Source organism: Domibacillus indicus (genome assembly GCF_023715895.1).
In the GTDB taxonomy this organism is placed as follows: domain Bacteria; phylum Bacillota; class Bacilli; order Bacillales; family Domibacillaceae; genus Domibacillus; species Domibacillus indicus_A.
Genome location: NZ_JAMBOO010000003.1, coordinates 208,967 through 225,532 on the forward strand (window position 1 = coordinate 208,967; position 16,566 = coordinate 225,532).

Here is a 16,566-nt window from a genome sequence, read left to right on the forward strand (position 1 = left end):
CGCCGGCATGTATCATGCCAGCGGTCAAAGTGAGTTCGCTGATTCTTAAGCAAAGCGGCGGATCGTTTCATCCAGCATCTTCCGCAATCCTGAAAGCTGCTGGCGGGAAATGCGCAGGCGGATATTTGTTTCATCGGTGCCCATTGCTTCAGACAGAAATCCGCCCAGGCCGCGTGCCCGTCTATCCACCTGCAGCAGCACCTCTACTTCCTCTTTGGACTGCTGCAGGAACGAGACCTCCAGTTCGTCCAGCTTGCCGGCATATTCGCCTGTTACCGGCACAAATTCAAACTCCTGCACAAATGGATATTTTGTCAGGCGGGCGTGCTCACATTCCACTTCGCGAAGACGGAATCCAAGCGCGCGGACACCCTCGAGCACTTCTTCTGCCATGACAGTAGGATGGACATCAATATAATCTTTATCGGCCGGGTCCACTGCCTGCTTAATGTCAAGGCCTGTGGCCACCCAAACCCGCGTTTTCCCCTGTGTAACCGGCGTTTCATATGGAAGCGTCAATTGAAGCGGAAACTCCCGTACTTCACCAGGATTAATGGTAAAGGGTTCATTTAATTTTTCCTTTACTACCGCTGCTTCCTCGACTACTTTGCGGTCATCTGTTTCCCGCACATATGTCGTCATCACCGATACATAGATGGAATCCACCTGCTGGGCGACGTTTCCGCCTTTTACCTCTACCACACCTCGCATCACATCGCCGGCTGTGTATTTGGTTCTTTCCAGCTTCGTATCCACCTTTGCGTTTCCGATTCCAATGCTTGCCAATGCTTTGTTAAACAATGCCATCCAGCTTCACTCCATTTCTTTGTCGTTGTCTTATTTACGACCCATCATTCAAAAAGTTTCACCGGTTTAATTCATCCTGCTCATATTTTTCCCACGCTTCATCAAATACGCTCATCGTCGGCAAATAATCCACATCCATTTCCAAATAACGGCTTAATACATCATAAGAATCCGCCATCTTTGGAAAAGAATGATCCGCAAATGCTTCATTCGCAAACAGAGCCAGATTATCGCGCGGCGGCTCCTCCCGGTACCTCATTAAATAATGATAAAATGACTTATGCATCCTATTTCCCTCCAAAAAAAAGACCTTAAAAAAGGTCTTTCAGGCTGCCAGCAAACGCCCGCTTTCGGCGTCACTTGCCGGCTGTGAATGCTCATGACCCCAAAAAGGTCACTCCGCTTCCCAGCTGGCGGCGTTCCTGGAAAGACAGGCGTTTTCACTCAGCCTGTCTTCTTATTTTGTCTACCCTCTCAAAAACTTTAGAAAAGGTCTTTGTATTCTCCATATCCTTCTGCTTCTAAATCCTCTTTACGGATAAAGCGGAGCGCAGCCGAGTTAATGCAGTAGCGCAGACCGCCGGCTTCCATCGGGCCATCCGGAAATACGTGGCCAAGGTGCGAATCAGCGGTTTTACTGCGCACTTCTGTTCGAATCATTCCGTGTGACAAATCGCGTTTTTCCAGTACCTCTACGGCTTCAATCGGCTTCGTAAAACTTGGCCAGCCGCAGCCCGCATCATATTTATCTTTAGAAGAAAACAGCGGCTTGCCTGAAACGATGTCCACGTAAATGCCTTCTGCCGTTTCATTCCAGTATTCATTATGAAAAGGCGGCTCCGTTCCGTTTTGCTGCGTGACGTTATATTGCATCGGCGTTAATTTCTCTTTTAAGTTTTCTTTGTTCATTGCATGTCCCTCCAATGTGATTGAATAAAAGCAGCCCGGCCTGAACCGGTCTGGTACGCATTATAGTGAGCGGGGTTTTTCTTGTAGTAGTCCTGGTGGTACGCTTCGGCCGGATAAAACGGCTGTGCCGGCAGGATTTCTACCACAATCGGCTTTTTGAACCGTCCGCTTGCATCAAGCCGCTGCTTCGATTCTTCCGCGAGCTGTTTTTGCTCTTCAGTCGTGTAAAAAATGGCCGGCATATAAGAGCGCCCCCGGTCATAAAATTGACCGCCTGCATCGGTCGGATCGATCTGCATCCAAAATACATCGAGCAGTTTTTCATATGAAAAAACATCCGGATTAAAAGTGATTTCAACCGCTTCAATATGACCGGTTGCTCCGCTGCATACTTCTTCATACGTTGGATTTTCCGTGTGTCCTCCTGTATAGCCGCTTACAACCGACTCAATGCCCGGCTGTTCATGAAACGGCTTTACCATGCACCAAAAGCATCCTCCTGCAAAAATTGCTTTTTCCATCCTGCTGCCTCCTATTCTGCGGCTCCTTCCGGCAGAAGCACCGCAAATTGAATATCGTCTTTCGCTAAATTAAATGATTCGGCTTTTACCCGCATTCCATTATCGAGCCGCATTTCGGCAAGTGATACATAAATCCGCTCCTCATCGGGCACAACGTGCACCCAGTCGGGAAACGCATAGGCGCTGTCAGCTGTTTTCAGTACGTATGAAGCCGGAATATCAAGCAGGCCGACGCGCAGGCCTTTTTGACGAAGGACAATATTGCCGTTTTCCATCGCTTCCGGCTCGAATGTCATATAGTAGTCAATGTCTGTTCCAAGCACCGGGAAAGAGCCATACAGCTCTACATCATTGCCAATATATACATCATAATCGATCGGCGCATCGCCGGCTTCCTGTGCTAAATAATAGTTTACGAGCTGATTCAGCTCCGCTTTTGTGGAGGTTACGTGAAAAGCCGTTTCCCCTTCTGCTTCCAGCATGGCCGGTTTTTCCGCGCCAGACGGAAGAAAAATAAAAATCAAAATCATTCCCATGAAGGCAATAATACCGCCTAACAGTAGAAAAAAGGCCACTTTCCATTTCGTCAATTTGATCCCTCATTTGGCATAACAATTTTTTGGCTGGTCAGTTCTTCAAGCGGATCTCCATTGATCGTATCAAAAATGCGGCCTGCCATTTGTTCATACCCCATATCATTTGGATGAAACTGATCTTCAAAAAACAGCCCGTCACTGCCTTCGCCAAAAACCGTTTCGACATTTACAAATACAGTTCGATCAAATGAGGCGGCCACCTCCTCTGCCCGCTTGTTCCATGCTTGAACAATCGCTTCGTCGTCATCCGTATCAACAAAAACACGGCCAAACGGATTATAAATGCCGATCAGCACAATGCCTGCTTCCTCGTTAATTGTCCTAATGTCCTGCAGTACAGTGCGGATGCGCTCTCCATAGCCTTCTTCTTCTTTTTCGAATGTATCCACTGTTAAATCCGACCAATTTTCTTTTACTACTTTTACGACATCATTGCCGCCAATCGTAACCATGACGATATCGGCCTGTTGAATGTCCGCTTCCATTTTTTCCTCTTTCAGCCGTTTAATCAGCTGGTCTGTACGGTTGCCGCGCTTTCCGTAATTCACAAACGATGCGTCTTTTATTTCATCGAGCGATTCCAGCTGATCTTCCAGGTATGGAACATAGCCGCCGGAGTTTGTACTATCTCCGACTCCTTCTGTCAGGGAATCCCCGATTGACACAATCTTTATATTTTGCGGGACGCGTGTTTCTACTGTTTCCTGTGCGTTGTTCTCACACCCGGCCAGCAGCACTGTTAATATGATGCCCGCTGCTCCCCACTTCAACGCCGTCACCTCTTCTTTTTCAAAATCGTATCATGTTCCAAGCACGGTTGAAAGTGATTGGGTTTCAATGTATGATTATATCAGTTTTTCCGGTATTCTTCTAATTTGAAAGGAGCCCCAAAACACGTTGAAAAAGAAACTATCAATCATCATTTTAACGATGTCTATTCCTTTTGCAGCCGCATGTGGACATGATGACGCCGCTGAGTCACATACCTCTCATACACATACAGCCGCGAATGGCGACCTGCAGGAAGTGACAGCTTCAGCCGATACACTGCCAGCTTTTTTAGATGACAAAGAGGAAAACGTACGGGCTGTTTATGCAGCCGCTGCCAAACATGCGGCTGTGCTCGATCAAATACCCTGCTACTGTGGATGCGGAGAGTCTGCCGGCCATAAAAGCAGCTTGAATTGTTTTATTGCGGAACAAAACAATAATGAAATCACCTGGGATGACCACGGTACTCGCTGCGGAGTCTGCCTGGACATTGCCGCCACAGCTGCAGCCATGACAGAAGAAGGCAAATCGCCGCAAGAAATCCGTACTTATATTGATCATACGTATAGTGAAGGCTATGCAGAACCAACTCCTACTCCGCTGCCAGGCGCTTAAACAAAGCGCCTCATGTGTAGACAAAACCTTTCGCTTTTAAAAAAGAGCCGATAAGTGAAGCCTGCCGGACTTCGCGTTCCGCGGGCAGTGCGGAAGCCTCCTCGGCTGCGCCTGCGGGGTCTCCCGACTCACTGTACTTCCCGCAGGAGTCTTCGTCCGGCAGGCTTCACTAAGTGGTGTGGAAGATCAACAAGCAAGGACCGAATAGACATTTTCTCTTTTTTAAACAAAAAAATACGACCTTATTAGCTTTATACAATCTTGTCGCAAGCCACTTGGCGGCGGGAGGGCAGCGCAGACTCCTATGGGACTAGCGGGCAGCTGAAACCGGTGGAGCCGCCAGGCGAAGTCGGGTTCAGCGCCTGCCCCATGGAAAGCGGAGCTGCCTGGACGCCGCCGATCCATCCCATTCATGTGCACATTCATCAATATGATTTGTCTACAGTCTGAGGCGCTTAAATAAAGCGCCTGTTTTTCTTTTTCTCGTTTAAATGTCCAAAACGTGGTATAATTTGGTTACGTCAAACGTGAGGACTGATAATGATGAGTATCAATGTTTTTCTTGACGACTACCGCACTTGTCCTCCTGACCACACACTTGTCGAAACAATCGACGAATGTTTTGATTTATTAAAAAGTCATGCCATCGGCCATTTGTCGCTGGATCATGATTTAGTCAGTAAAAGCAGGAATGGATTTCTTCTCGTCCAGCTGATGGTTGAGCACCAGCTGTTCGCAGAACGGATTACCATTCATTCAGCCAATTCAACAGGCGGAAAAGCCATGTACCGCTTCTTAAAGGAAGCCCAGTCCAATCACCAAATGCCGCGGGCCATTCAAGTGACACTTCGTCCTTTGCCGCTTCATCCGCCTATAGATGCATATAAGAAAAACAGGAACGGCTTATGAAAGCTCGTTCCTGTTTTTTTATCCTTCTTTTTTAGCCTGATACATAATGCCGACGGCGCCCGGTCCTGCATGAGCGGAAATAATAGGCGCTGTGATGCCAATTTCAACATGCTGAAAACCGGTGATCCGTTCCACTTCTTCTTTCAGCTTTTCTGAAAAAGCGGCACTGTTCCGGCCGGCATGCATAATGGAAAAATGAACAAGTTTTTTTCCTTCCAGTTCTTTGCCCAGCTGCTCTGCAAAAAAACGCAGCGCTTTTGTATGTGATCTTACTTTCGTAACAGGAGATAATGCCCCGATATCTAGGTCTGCAATCGGCTTAATATTTAAAAGAGAGCCGATAAAACCTTTTGCACGGCCAATCCGGCCGCCTTTAACCAAGTTTTCAAGCGTATCGACCATAATATACAGCTTTGTTTCGGCCCTTATTTCATCAAGGCGTGCGATAATGTCTTCGACGCTGCGGCCGGACGACGCCATCTGGGCCGCTTCTAGCACCTGATAAGAAAGCGCCTTTGAAATATAGCGTGAATCGACGACGGTTACATCGGATGAAGACATTTCAGCAGCCTGTCGTGCCGCTTGATATGTTCCGCTCATCTCCCCGGTCATATGAATGGAAATGATCTGGCTGCCGTCTGCACCGAGATCGTTATAAACATCCAAAAATCGGCCGACTGGCGGCTGTGAGGTTTTCGGAAGCTCCCCGGCCGCGGCCATTTTATCCAAAAACGCTTCCGCTGAAATATCAACCGTATCCAAATACGTTTTCCCGTCAATCAGGACGGTCAGCGGCACCATCGTAATGCCGAGCTTTTGGAGTTCATCGCTCGTCATATCCAGTGCCGAGTCCGTTACAATTTTAATGCTGCCCATTTATATCCCTTCTTTCCTGCCATTCAACGTGGTGATACCTTCATTTTACTTTTCTTTATCCATTCTTCCCATCCTCTTAACGCTCTTTTCACAAAAAAGAAGAAGACACATGGTCTTCTTCCCATTTTACGACAGAAGCGAGCGGTCGCTTAAGCCTCCGCCGCCTTTTATTTTTTGGAATTCTGCCAGCAGCTTTTCCACGGTCAGCCTTCTTTTTTCTGCTTCGTTAGCCGTAAAAATGATTTGCCCTTTGTCCATCATGATCAGCCGGTTGCCAAGATCCAGTGCCTGCTGCATGTTATGGGTGACCATCAGTGTGGTCAAGCCGAGCTTGTCTACGATTTCTTTCGTTAAATTCGTAATCAGCTCCGCCCGTGACGGATCAAGGGCTGCCGTATGCTCGTCCAAAAGCAAAATTTTCGGGTCAGTGAATGTCGCCATCAAAAGAGAAAGCGCCTGCCGCTCTCCGCCTGAAAGAAGGCCGACTTTTGCCTGCAGCCGGTTTTCCAAGCCCAGATGCAGCATTTCAAGCTTTTCCCGGTAAAAATCACGCCGTTTTTTCGTTACACCGAATGCGAGCGTACGTGTTTTCGTCCGGTTGTAAGCAAGAGCCAAATTTTCTTCGATTGTCATGGTCGGGGCTGTCCCAGCCATTGGATCCTGAAACACGCGGCCTATTTTGGATGCCCGCTTGTGCTCGGCAAGCGACGTCATGTTCGTCCCGTCAATCGTGACCGTTCCCATATCCGGTGTAAGCTTGCCGGAAATCACGTTCATCAACGTCGATTTCCCTGCCCCGTTTGAGCCGATCACGGTTACAAAATCACCCGGCTTCATCGACAGGTTTACCCGGTTCAAAGCGATCTTTTCATCGGGCGTTCCTTCGTAAAACACTTTAAAAATTTGGTTCATTTCAAGCATGGCTGCTGCCTCCTAACTGCTGAAGCCGTTTTTTCTTTCGTGCAGCCGCTTTTTGCCGGTCGAGCATTTTTGGCAGAACAAGCGCGATAATGACAATAACGGCTGTAATCAGCTTCATATCCCCTGTATCTAAAAATTCAATCCGAAGCGCAAGCGTCACAATCATCCGGTATAAAATCGCCCCGACCACAACCGCCAACGTCGCCCGGGCAATAGAAGAATGCCCGATAACCGCTTCACCGATAATAACGGAAGCAAGACCAATCACAATCATCCCAATCCCCATGCCGACGTCGTTAAATCCATTATACTGGGCAACGAGGGCGCCCGAGAACGCCACGAGGGCATTGGAAAGGCCCAGACCGAGTACTTTCATCCAGCCTGTATTGGCCGAAAAGCTCCGCACCATTCCTTCGTTGTCTCCGACCGCGCGCAGACTCAGTCCTACTTCTGTTTTCAAGAATAGATCTGTGACAAATTTAATGATCAGCGTTAACACGAGCATAAACAAAAGAACGCTCCACTCAGAAGCAAACCAGGCATTTATTTTTGTCATCACCGTTTCTTCCGCTAACAGCGGCACATTCGGCTTGTCCATAATCCGCAGATTAATAGAGTACAAGGCAATCATCATCAAAATGCCGGACAAAAGCGGGTTGATGCCGCCTTTTGTGTGCAACATTCCGGTTGCACATCCAGCCAGAAAGCCGGCAAACAGCGCGGCGATCGTCGCTGTAAATGGATCGCTTCCATTTACAATCATAATCGAGGCAACGGCTCCGCCTGTTACAAAGCTTCCGTCTACCGTTAAGTCTGGAAAATCAAGCACCCGGAATGACAAGTAAACACCGAGTGCCATAATTGCATAAATGACGCCCGATTCCGCGGCGCCAAACATGGCTGTCATCATAAAAAATCCCCCTATATACAAGAAAAAGCGCCCGGTGAAGGCGCGCCTTTTCCACTCATTTTACAATCTCTGCATCCTGTTTCCACTCATCTTTAATCTCGATATTCATTTCAGCTGCTGCTTTTTCATTGATTACAAGTTTTAAATCCTGCGGCGGCAAAACAGGAAGATCGCCTGCTTTTGCTTCACCTTTTAAAATTTGTGCAGCCATTTTGCCGGCTTCTTTTCCGATTTCTTCATAATCGAATCCGTATGCCGCAAAGCCGCCCCGTACAACTGAATCTTTTTCTCCGACAAACAGCGGAATATCTTTATCGTTTGCTACTTGAATAACGGATTCAAGTGCAGAAACAACCGTGTTGTCTGTAAAGATATAAAACATATCGACTTTGCCGACTAAGCTTTCTGCTGCCTGCTTTACTTCAGAAGAGGCTGAAACCGTTACCGGTACCATCTTCAAGCCGTTTTCTTTTAAAATGGATTCAATTTGCTCTGCCTGCGCAACAGAGTTTTGCTCGCCCGCGTTGTAAATCACGCCGACATTTTTGCCTTTCACTGCTTCGGTCATAAATTTCACCGTATTGGAAATGGCGTCTGGATGCAAATCAAGTGTCCCCGTTACATTACCTCCTGGTGCTTCGGTGTCTTTAACCAATCCAGCAGAGACCGCATCTGTTACCGATGTGAATACAATCGGAATATCTTTTGTGGCATTCAGCGCTGCTGTAGCGCTTGGTGTCGAGTTAGCGAAAATCAAATCGACGTCATCCGCTACAAAGTTTTGCGCAATCGTCTGGTTATTATTTTGGTCACCCTGTGCATTTTGTTCATCAAGCTCTACGGAAACGCCTTCTTCTTTCAATCCTTCTTGAAATCCTTTGTATGCATTATCAAGCGATGGGTGCTCTACAAATTGTGTAACACCCACTTTATATGTATCTCCTTCTGATGACCCACCGGATTCGGTTTTGGCTTCTTCCTCTCCGCCGCATGCTGCCAGCATCATAGCCGCCGCACCTGTCGTCATCATCCATTTCCATTTACTCATCCCTAAACTGCCCCCTCTTTTTTGCGTAACCGCTTTTATGTAGTAAATTAATGTTTATTATCTTCGAATAATAACAGAAAAGCAAGAATTTTTTTAATATACTGTACAACGAATGACCTATAAACAGAAAAAACGACAAGGCTTCTTACCTTGTCGTTCGATCGTACACACAAAAAAAGTAGTCATACGGATTTTCTTCATTTTTTTCTCCTTTTGTACAGGAGGTTTCTTGAAACTCATCCCATGGAATAAAGTCGATAACCGTATCTCCTTCAAATTCCGCCTCGATTTTCGTGACGTATAGACGGTCTGCTTCCGGCAAAAACTGCTTGAACACATTCGCACCGCCAATCACAAAAATATCCTCATTTTTTGCTCTTTGAAGCACCTCTTCTTTTGAGTGAACAACCGTCACACCGTCCTGATGAAAGTCACGGTCTGTCGTTAAAATAATGTTCTCCCGCTTTGGCAGCGGCTTGCTTCCAAAGGACGCAAATGTTTTTCTCCCCATAACAATTGGGTACCCAAGCGTTGTTCTTTTAAAAAAGCGTAAATCCTCCGGCAGGCGCCACGGCAGGTCGTTATCGCGGCCAATCACGCCGCCTTTCGCCTCTGCCCAAATAAATGAAATCATGGCTCTCTTCCTTTCTTTCGTTCTTCGTTCACATCGTACCATATTTCCATCCATCACATGAAAAAAGCATCCGCCCGGATGCTTTTTCCTTACACTAGCCGACAATGGTTGCTGTGTTTCCGTCCGGCTGCATGTTCAGCCCTTTATTGCATTCAATATCTATATCACCGTTTGCAACCGTAATTTTCACCACTGTTCCATCATCATATTCAATCGTTGAAACGGTCCGGTCTGTTCCAAATTCGTCTACCTCTTTTTTAAGAACTTTGCGTCCTTCTCCTAAAATTTGCAGTTTTTGGTTCATGAAAAATGCCTCCCTATATAAAGTTTGGTCAGATTTCTTTTCCTTACCCGGACGCTATTCGCTTTAAACAAACAAAAAACCAGCCAAAGGCTGGTTTGAGAGTATAGACAAAGTAAGAAAACAGGCTGATTGAAAACGTCTGTCTTTCCAGGAACGCCGCCAGCTGGGAAGCGGAGTGACCTTTTCGGGGTCATGAGCATTTACAGCTGGCAAGTGACGCCGAAAGCGGGCGTTTGCAGGCAGCCTGAGGCTGGTTTTCAAACTGCAACAGGAGCTTTGATGGCTGGATGGGGATCATAGCCCGTCAGCTGAAGGTCATCAAGCTCAATATCAAACAATGATTTTCCCTTTGTTATTTCGAGGGTCGGCAGCGCTTTTGGCTCACGTGAAAGCTGCGTCTCTACCTGCTCGATATGATTTGTGTAAATATGCGCATCGCCAATTGTATGGACAAATTCGCCCACCTCTAAGCCGCATTCATTCGCAATTAAATGCGTCAGCAGCGAATAACCGGCAATGTTAAATGGAATTCCGAGGAAAGTATCACCCGATCTTTGGTAAAGCTGGCAGGAAAGTTTGCCATCCGCTACGTAAAATTGAAACATCGTATGGCATGGCGGCAGCGCCATAGACGGCACATCTTCTGGGTTCCAGGCGGATACAATCAAGCGTCTGGAGTCCGGTGTTTTTTTGATCATCTCAATCACATCACCGATTTGGTCAATGGTTTCGCCCTGTGAGGTTTTCCATGCGCGCCATTGGCGTCCATATACGTCGCCGAGTTCGCCAAACTTTTCCGCAAAGTCCGCGTCTTCAAGCACACGCTGTTTAAAGAGTGCCATCTGCTCATCATACTGCACCGCAAATGCTTCATCAGCCAAAGCACGCCGGCCGAAGTCAGTCATATCCGGTCCCTCGTATTCCGCGCTTTCCACCCAGCGTTTAAATGCCCATTCATTCCAAATATTATTGTTGTGCTCAAGCAAATAACGGATATTGGTGTCTCCTTTTAAAAACCAAAGCATTTCGGAGGCTACCAGTTTAAAAGACACCCGCTTCGTCGTTAAAAGAGGAAATCCTTCCGCTAAGTTAAACCGCATCTGCCGGCCAAATACAGAAATGGTTCCCGTACCGGTCCGGTCTTCTTTTCTGTTGCCGTTCGCTAAAATATCACGGCTTAAGTCAAGGTATTGTTGTTCACTCCTGCTCACCTGTTTCCTCCTACTGATCCGTGCGGACCGTTCATTTCTTTGTACCCTCCGCATCATACCAAGAGAACTTTTTCGATTCAAGCCCTGACCCGGCCTTTTGATGGAACGCAAAAGGAATTTCACTTTTATACGGTAATCCATTGCCTGCACAGATCGAGCGCGTTCTAGAAGTTGATCAGCTCCCTCCATCACAATGGAAACAGCCAAGCTCAGTAATCGGGATCAAATAAGCCAAAAAGCGACCTTTCCTGTGATGAAAGATCGCTTTTTTTGCCTGTACGTATATAAAATATGTCCGTAACCGTCCATTCATATCGAGCAGCTGTGTGTGCAGAAAAAGATGAGTTTTTGAGCATCATTCGAATAAAATCTACCTGATTCTGTTAAAATGACGCTTTCTTACTTTACTGACAGTACAGTTTTCCATCTTCTCTATCCGATTTTCCCTTTCAAACCACTCTTTGAGACCTATACCTTATGAAGACCACATTCTGTTTTCTCAAGGGAAGCCCATCGGCCTGCACGTGAATTTTGTCCTGCCTCAACCGCAATGGTGCAATATTCGCAGCCAATACTCGGGTAGCCTTTGTCGTGAAGAGTATTATACGGAAGTCCAAATGCTTTGACATAGTTCCATACATCTTCTTCCGTCCAATGAATTAACGGGCAAATTTTAATCGATTCAAATTTATTGTCAAAGTTGATAAATTCAACATGGCGCCGTGTTTCAGATTGTTCTCTTCTTAAGCCGGATATCCAGGCTTTTGGTCCCGTCAATACTTTCTTTAAAGGCTCCACTTTGCGAATACTGCAGCAAAGATCGGGCTGGCTTTTCCAGAGCTCCTCCCCGTACTGCGCAGCCTGCTCTTCTGGCGTTAATTCTGGTTTTTGCATTTCAATGCGAAGTGTCGGATACTTTTTCTTTACTTTTTCAATTAATTCATACGTTTCTTGAAAGTGAAAGTCTGTATCAAGAAACGCAATCTTCGCGTTTGGATTTACTTTTGAGATAAGGTCGATTAAGACGATGCCTTCTATTCCAAAGCTGCACGCATACACAATCTCTTCTCCATATTCTTCAAAAGCCCACTTCAATACATCGCGGCTGCCTTTTAAAGAATTGTCTATTGGAAAATCGATCTGCACGCCATCCCAGTTTTCATATGTTAAAGCTGCCATTTTTCCTGATCCTCCAATCTTAAGTTTACATATAATCGCTTTTTATTCATCGCGGCAAACTGTAACGATTTTTATTACATTTAAAGCAGGTGAAACCATTATTCCGCTTTCACCTGTGTAATCACCTTTTCTAAGGAACCATGAAGAATGATCATCAGAAGTCATTCTTCATGAAGCGTTTTGTACAACTTACTTCCATTGCGCCACTCGGTCGATTGGAAGGCGGACAGATGTGTGCCCTGTATCTGCAGCTTTCCCGATAGAAATCAGCATAACTGGCACATACCGTTCCTTGTCTAAACCAAATGCTTCGGCAATTTGGTCCTTTTCATAACCGCCGATCGGATTTGTATCATACCCATATGCACGGGCAGCAAGCATGATCTGCATGGATACAAGGCCGCCATCTACTAGGACGACATCTTCCATCTCTGCACGGGAAATGGTTTCGAAGTAGCCGGCAAAAGACTTGTGAATGCCTTCTTTTACTTCCAGCGGCATATGCCCTTCTTCTACTGCTTTGCCATAAATTTCTTCAAACTTTTCAAAGTTGTTGATATCGCCGAACACTGCAATCACGGCAGCAGAAGTTTCTACCTGGTTTTGATTAAAGCGTGCCAGAGGAGCAAGCTTTGCTTTTGCTTCGGGACTCTCGATCACGAGAAATCTCCATGGCTGCATATTAACGGAAGAAGGTGCAGTAGTCGCGAGTGTAAGAATCTCTTCCATTTCCTGCTTGCTGATTTTCACCGCTGGATCGTAATTTTTAATGGACCGGCGTCCTTTTACAATTTCATTAAAGTCGTTTATTTTTTGTGTAATCATAGCTGTAAAACTCCTTCTATTAAATCGTTATGTTTTCGAAATTACATTTTGTACATGAGTGTTTTTAAATCCGTGTCTACTATGCTGCCAGAAGAAGCTGCTCGTTCGTTACGGCCTGCCGCTTCTGCATTTGTTGTGTAGCCTACTTTTATTTTATATTCCTTGTTTCTTTTTGTAGGTTTCCTAAAATGTGTTTCATTTGCGCCAGTAAATCCACATACTGCTCTTGTGTAATACCGTAATGAGGGGAACACATTTGCGATACACAGACCGCTTCTTTCCTCATTTCATTTGCTTTCTCTGTTACCTCAATCCATACCTTCCGCTCATCATCCATTGACCTTACACGCTTGACTAAGTCCATCGCTTCCATTCGCTTTAGCATGGGCGTTAATGTACCGCTGTCAAGATGAAGCAATTCTCCAATTTCCTTTACCGTGAGCCTGTTGTGCTCCCAAAGTACGAGTAACGTTAAATACTGGGGGTACGTGATGTTAAATTGCTCAAGGACAGGACGGTATAACCGGGTGATTTCACGGGAACAAGCATAGATCGCAAAACAAAGCTGATTCTCAAGCTTTAAGTTCTCATTCACAGTTCCATCATTCCTTCACCTATATAAATTGTCCAAAATTATATTTTTTAAAATTAAATTGTGTACAATTAAATATTACACAATTCAGGTGAGAGTGTCAACAATCTTTTACAGTTCCTCCCTTTTCTACAGACCCTTTTTTTAGTATGCCTATTCCCATCCTGTTCTTTACTCTTTTTTCGCAAAGAGAAGATTGGCCTGGCATTGGCGGAGTGATCTGCTTGCCCAGAACGAGCAGCGAACGGCTTTTGAAAGTGGAACATGCAGCAATCTTTTCTCCATTAATGAAAAAAACCATGCCTCGATACCAGGCATGTTTTTTTCATTTTAAAACAATATTTTAATAAAAAAAGCCGACAAATTTCATTTATCGGCCTGAGAGTGTAGACAAAGTAAGAAAGCAGGCTGATTGAAAACGTCTGACTTTCCAGGAACGCCGCCGGCTGGGAAGCGGAGTGACCTTTTTGGGGTCATGGGCATTCCCAGCCGGCAAGTGACGCCGAAAGCGGGCGTTTGTCACCAGCCTGAGGCCGATAAAGTTCATTTATCGGCCCTATGGCATCTTTTCTTGATTTTATTTTTTAAATGATACGGCAAATTTATTTTTCAATCGTGCCGAAATGAAACTTCGATGTTTTCCGGATGTGCTGGGTAAAACCGAATTCTGCAAAACGCTGAGAACGAAAATGGTCTTTCAGCACCACGCGGTGTCTGGCAATCCGCTTTGCTTCCCCGACAGCTTCCATGGTCAAATCATGATAAGCAGCAAATGACCGAAGCGGAGCAATTCCGCTTGAATCGACCGCGGTTTCAAACATCGGATCAAAATAAACCACATCAAATGATTCATCGGGCACTTCTTTTAAATACGTATGATACTCGGCCGGCCGAACCTGGATTCTTTTCATGGCCGCAAGCAGCGGCTCCGGCCCATCCGTCCATAACCCAAGCCCTTCCCCGACAATATGGGCAATAAACGGATTTGCTTCTATCGATTGCACACGTCCTGCCTCTCCTACAGCCGCAGAAGCGGTAATACTGTCGGCCGCCGGTCCCATTGTGCAGTCTAAAAATGACATGCCGCTCTTCAAACCGCACACGTTTACCAGTTCATCTTCTCCGCCCGCGAGCAGCCGCTTGACGCGAAACATCGCAGACCCGGGATGGAAAAAGAAAGGTGTCCCGCTGCCATCATGCAGTTCAAGCCGCTCTTTTGATACCAAAAGAACCGGACATTCATAAAAAGCAGCCAGCTTGTTCACCGGCTGCTTTTTCCGTTCTATAAAGGGCACTCCGAACTGCTCAGCAAGCGCCGCCGCCCTCGCTCTTACACGGGCATCAGCCCGCTGAGATGTGGTGACAATCACTGGCAGTGCTGATCAAAAGCCGTTGTTAAGTTCGAGATAATCGCACCGAGATCGTGGCCTTCGATTTCCTCACGCGGCACAAAATGTACGACTTTATTTCCTTTTAAAAGCGCCATCGATGGAGAAGACGGTTCAAATTCCGGCATCCATGCACGCATCGCAGCTGTTGCTTCCCGGTCCTGTCCGGCAAAAACCGTCACGAGGCGGTCTGGTGCATGCTCATTCATAGACGCTTGAACCGCTGCCGGGCGGGCAAGGCCTGCCGCACAGCCGCACACTGAGTTAATCACGACAAGTGTTGTGCCTTGGGCTGATTCCATAAAGCTATTCACTTCTTCTTCTGTTGTCAGTTCTGTGAACCCGGCGTTTGTTAATTCTGCACGCATTGGGATCACCATTTGTTTCATGTATTCTTCATAAGCATTCATTTTTATTCCTCCTTATTGGTTTCGGGCTTCTGTCATTTGCTTCCACACCGAGCCTTTTGCTTCTTCTCCGCCTTCGATCCGTTCAATGGCCATCAAAACCTGCATTTTCACTTCAAATTCCGGATCATCCGCTGCCTCGCGCAGGGCCGGAAGCGCCGATTCATTGCCTGCTTCATATAAAAACATCGCTGCGCGCCAGCGGACAATTTTACTTTTATCCTTCAGCGCTTCAATCATTGCATCCGCTGCTTCCGGAAAACCAAGATCACTCATACAGTCACCGGCTGTACGGCGCACCGTAACAGCTGGATCTTCGAGTGCTTTACGCAGTACAGGCAAAATACGCTTGTCTTCAATCATTCCCGCATACACAACGGCCAAACGCCGGATGGCGGCTTTTTCATCCTGAAGCGCGGCTTCTAACAGCGGCATATCCGCAAGATCCGGATCTGGCATTTGCTCCAGCTGCTGGTATCGTTTACGCCAGTCCGCCTCCTTGAGCCACGCTTCTTTAGCCGGCTTTACGCCGTGCTCTTTATGCTGCACAAGCGGGCCGCCTGCCTGTGCTGCTTCCACGAGGCGCTCCACCCGTTCTTTCGGATAAGCGGCCATCACTTCTTCCAGCAGTTCAGGGGCAATCGCATCCAGCTCTCCGTAGCGGATACCGAACTCCTGCCACTTACGCTCTAAAATGTAATTGTCACCGCCGCTTTCGGTCAGCTGCCGGAACGCGTCCTGGCAGTAGTCCGGGAGCGCCAGCCGTTTTTCTTCGTCTGCTGATACAAGCTTTAGCTGCAGGGGAATACCTTTGTACACTTGAATAAAGGTTTCCACTTCGCCAAAATGCTCAAGCGGTTTGGTTTCTCTTTCTTCTGTGCTGCTTTCGCCAAAGGCGGCGCGGACGTTCGGCAAAATATCCTGCCAGTCGTAACGGCCGTTTCGCTCAAGCGCGATAAAGTCTGCCACATGGTAGACACCGCGGACGCCTTCAATTTTCAAGATTGCTTGAATGACTTCAGGCGCCCCTTCTGCTGTCTCCGGCTTGTAATTCGTACTTTTACCAGCCGCAAGCTCTTCGTCCAAAATTACTTTCATCGTATTCGGGCTCGGTGTCGGCTCGATTTTTAAAATCTTCATGCT

20 protein-coding genes and 1 pseudogene are annotated in these 16,566 nt (G+C 46.7%); 2 read left to right on the forward strand and 19 right to left on the reverse strand.

Translation table 11 applies throughout. From position 1 onward, the window contains the following. Positions 1 to 45 precede the first annotated feature (45 nt). The 6 genes from M3221_RS07310 to M3221_RS07335 all read right to left on the reverse strand — a co-directional run bounded on the left by M3221_RS07310 (position 46) and on the right by M3221_RS07335 (position 3,603). Positions 46 to 807 carry a sporulation protein gene (locus tag M3221_RS07310; protein ID WP_251270850.1) on the reverse strand — a complete coding sequence of 254 codons (762 nt, stop codon included), beginning with the start codon at positions 805 to 807 and terminating at the stop codon, positions 46 to 48. Between the two features lie 58 nt (positions 808 to 865). Next, positions 866 to 1,093, reverse strand: coding sequence for a YozE family protein (locus M3221_RS07315; protein ID WP_251270851.1), 228 nt, complete (start codon positions 1,091 to 1,093; stop codon positions 866 to 868). Between the two features lie 197 nt (positions 1,094 to 1,290). Then, positions 1,291 to 1,716 (reverse strand): peptide-methionine (R)-S-oxide reductase MsrB, encoded by a 426-nt coding sequence (gene msrB, locus M3221_RS07320; protein WP_251270852.1) that lies wholly within the window; start codon positions 1,714 to 1,716, stop codon positions 1,291 to 1,293. Beyond that, complete coding sequence (msrA, locus tag M3221_RS07325; protein ID WP_251270853.1) at positions 1,713 to 2,237, reverse strand: peptide-methionine (S)-S-oxide reductase MsrA; 525 nt, start codon at positions 2,235 to 2,237, stop codon at positions 1,713 to 1,715. Before msrA ends, msrB begins: the two co-directional genes overlap by 4 nt. 11 nt (positions 2,238 to 2,248) lie before the next feature. Then, positions 2,249 to 2,827 (reverse strand): YpmS family protein, encoded by a 579-nt coding sequence (locus M3221_RS07330; RefSeq protein ID WP_251270854.1) that lies wholly within the window; start codon positions 2,825 to 2,827, stop codon positions 2,249 to 2,251. Further along, on the reverse strand, positions 2,824 to 3,603 hold the full coding sequence (locus M3221_RS07335; RefSeq protein ID WP_251270855.1) for a GDSL-type esterase/lipase family protein: 780 nt from the start codon (positions 3,601 to 3,603) through the stop codon (positions 2,824 to 2,826). Before M3221_RS07335 ends, M3221_RS07330 begins: the two co-directional genes overlap by 4 nt. A 127-nt stretch (positions 3,604 to 3,730) precedes the next feature. Between M3221_RS07335 and M3221_RS07340 the strand changes: the two genes are divergently transcribed. Both M3221_RS07340 and M3221_RS07345 read left to right on the forward strand, forming a co-directional pair. Beyond that, positions 3,731 to 4,219: a PCYCGC domain-containing protein gene (locus tag M3221_RS07340; RefSeq protein ID WP_251270856.1), complete on the forward strand. Its 489-nt coding sequence runs from the start codon at positions 3,731 to 3,733 to the stop codon at positions 4,217 to 4,219. A 540-nt stretch (positions 4,220 to 4,759) separates the two neighbouring features. Next, entirely contained in the window at positions 4,760 to 5,128 is a 369-nt protein-coding gene (locus M3221_RS07345) for a cyclic-phosphate processing receiver domain-containing protein (protein WP_251270857.1), read from the forward strand. Between the two features lie 18 nt (positions 5,129 to 5,146). Here M3221_RS07345 and M3221_RS07350 read toward each other — a convergent pair whose 3' ends face one another. From M3221_RS07350 to M3221_RS07410, 13 genes and pseudogenes are all read right to left on the reverse strand, one after another. Further along, positions 5,147 to 6,004, reverse strand: a complete 858-nt coding sequence (locus tag M3221_RS07350) for a DegV family protein (protein WP_251270858.1) — start codon at positions 6,002 to 6,004, stop codon at positions 5,147 to 5,149. A 126-nt stretch (positions 6,005 to 6,130) separates the two neighbouring features. Beyond that, complete coding sequence (locus M3221_RS07355) at positions 6,131 to 6,925, reverse strand: ABC transporter ATP-binding protein (protein WP_251270859.1); 795 nt, start codon at positions 6,923 to 6,925, stop codon at positions 6,131 to 6,133. Beyond that, positions 6,918 to 7,835 (reverse strand): ABC transporter permease, encoded by a 918-nt coding sequence (locus tag M3221_RS07360; RefSeq protein WP_251270860.1) that lies wholly within the window; start codon positions 7,833 to 7,835, stop codon positions 6,918 to 6,920. Before M3221_RS07360 ends, M3221_RS07355 begins: the two co-directional genes overlap by 8 nt. A gap of 55 nt (positions 7,836 to 7,890) precedes the next feature. Then, positions 7,891 to 8,883 (reverse strand): ABC transporter substrate-binding protein, encoded by a 993-nt coding sequence (locus tag M3221_RS07365; RefSeq protein WP_251270861.1) that lies wholly within the window; start codon positions 8,881 to 8,883, stop codon positions 7,891 to 7,893. 145 nt (positions 8,884 to 9,028) lie between these two features. Continuing rightward, positions 9,029 to 9,517: a dihydrofolate reductase gene (locus tag M3221_RS07370; protein WP_251270862.1), complete on the reverse strand. Its 489-nt coding sequence runs from the start codon at positions 9,515 to 9,517 to the stop codon at positions 9,029 to 9,031. A 94-nt stretch (positions 9,518 to 9,611) separates the two neighbouring features. Then, complete coding sequence (locus M3221_RS07375) at positions 9,612 to 9,821, reverse strand: hypothetical protein (protein ID WP_251270863.1); 210 nt, start codon at positions 9,819 to 9,821, stop codon at positions 9,612 to 9,614. A gap of 257 nt (positions 9,822 to 10,078) precedes the next feature. Continuing rightward, positions 10,079 to 11,032 (reverse strand): thymidylate synthase, encoded by a 954-nt coding sequence (locus M3221_RS07380; protein WP_251270864.1) that lies wholly within the window; start codon positions 11,030 to 11,032, stop codon positions 10,079 to 10,081. A gap of 468 nt (positions 11,033 to 11,500) precedes the next feature. Next, positions 11,501 to 12,211 carry a phosphoadenylyl-sulfate reductase gene (locus M3221_RS07385; RefSeq protein ID WP_251270865.1) on the reverse strand — a complete coding sequence of 237 codons (711 nt, stop codon included), beginning with the start codon at positions 12,209 to 12,211 and terminating at the stop codon, positions 11,501 to 11,503. 189 nt (positions 12,212 to 12,400) lie between these two features. Beyond that, positions 12,401 to 13,036 (reverse strand): nitroreductase family protein, encoded by a 636-nt coding sequence (locus M3221_RS07390; protein ID WP_251270866.1) that lies wholly within the window; start codon positions 13,034 to 13,036, stop codon positions 12,401 to 12,403. Between the two features lie 297 nt (positions 13,037 to 13,333). After that, a pseudogene (locus M3221_RS07395) lies at positions 13,334 to 13,631 on the reverse strand (MarR family winged helix-turn-helix transcriptional regulator); the annotation flags it as partial. 599 nt (positions 13,632 to 14,230) lie between these two features. Further along, positions 14,231 to 14,998, reverse strand: coding sequence for a class I SAM-dependent methyltransferase (locus tag M3221_RS07400; protein WP_251270868.1), 768 nt, complete (start codon positions 14,996 to 14,998; stop codon positions 14,231 to 14,233). Further along, the gene (locus M3221_RS07405) at positions 14,995 to 15,426 is read right to left on the reverse strand and encodes a BrxA/BrxB family bacilliredoxin (RefSeq protein WP_251270869.1); all 432 of its coding nucleotides are present in this window, start codon (positions 15,424 to 15,426) and stop codon (positions 14,995 to 14,997) included. Before M3221_RS07405 ends, M3221_RS07400 begins: the two co-directional genes overlap by 4 nt. Before the next feature lie 12 nt (positions 15,427 to 15,438). Further along, a complete protein-coding gene (locus M3221_RS07410; protein ID WP_251270870.1) occupies positions 15,439 to 16,563 on the reverse strand; it encodes a conserved virulence factor C family protein in 1,125 nt (374 codons plus the stop codon). Positions 16,564 to 16,566 lie beyond the last annotated feature (3 nt).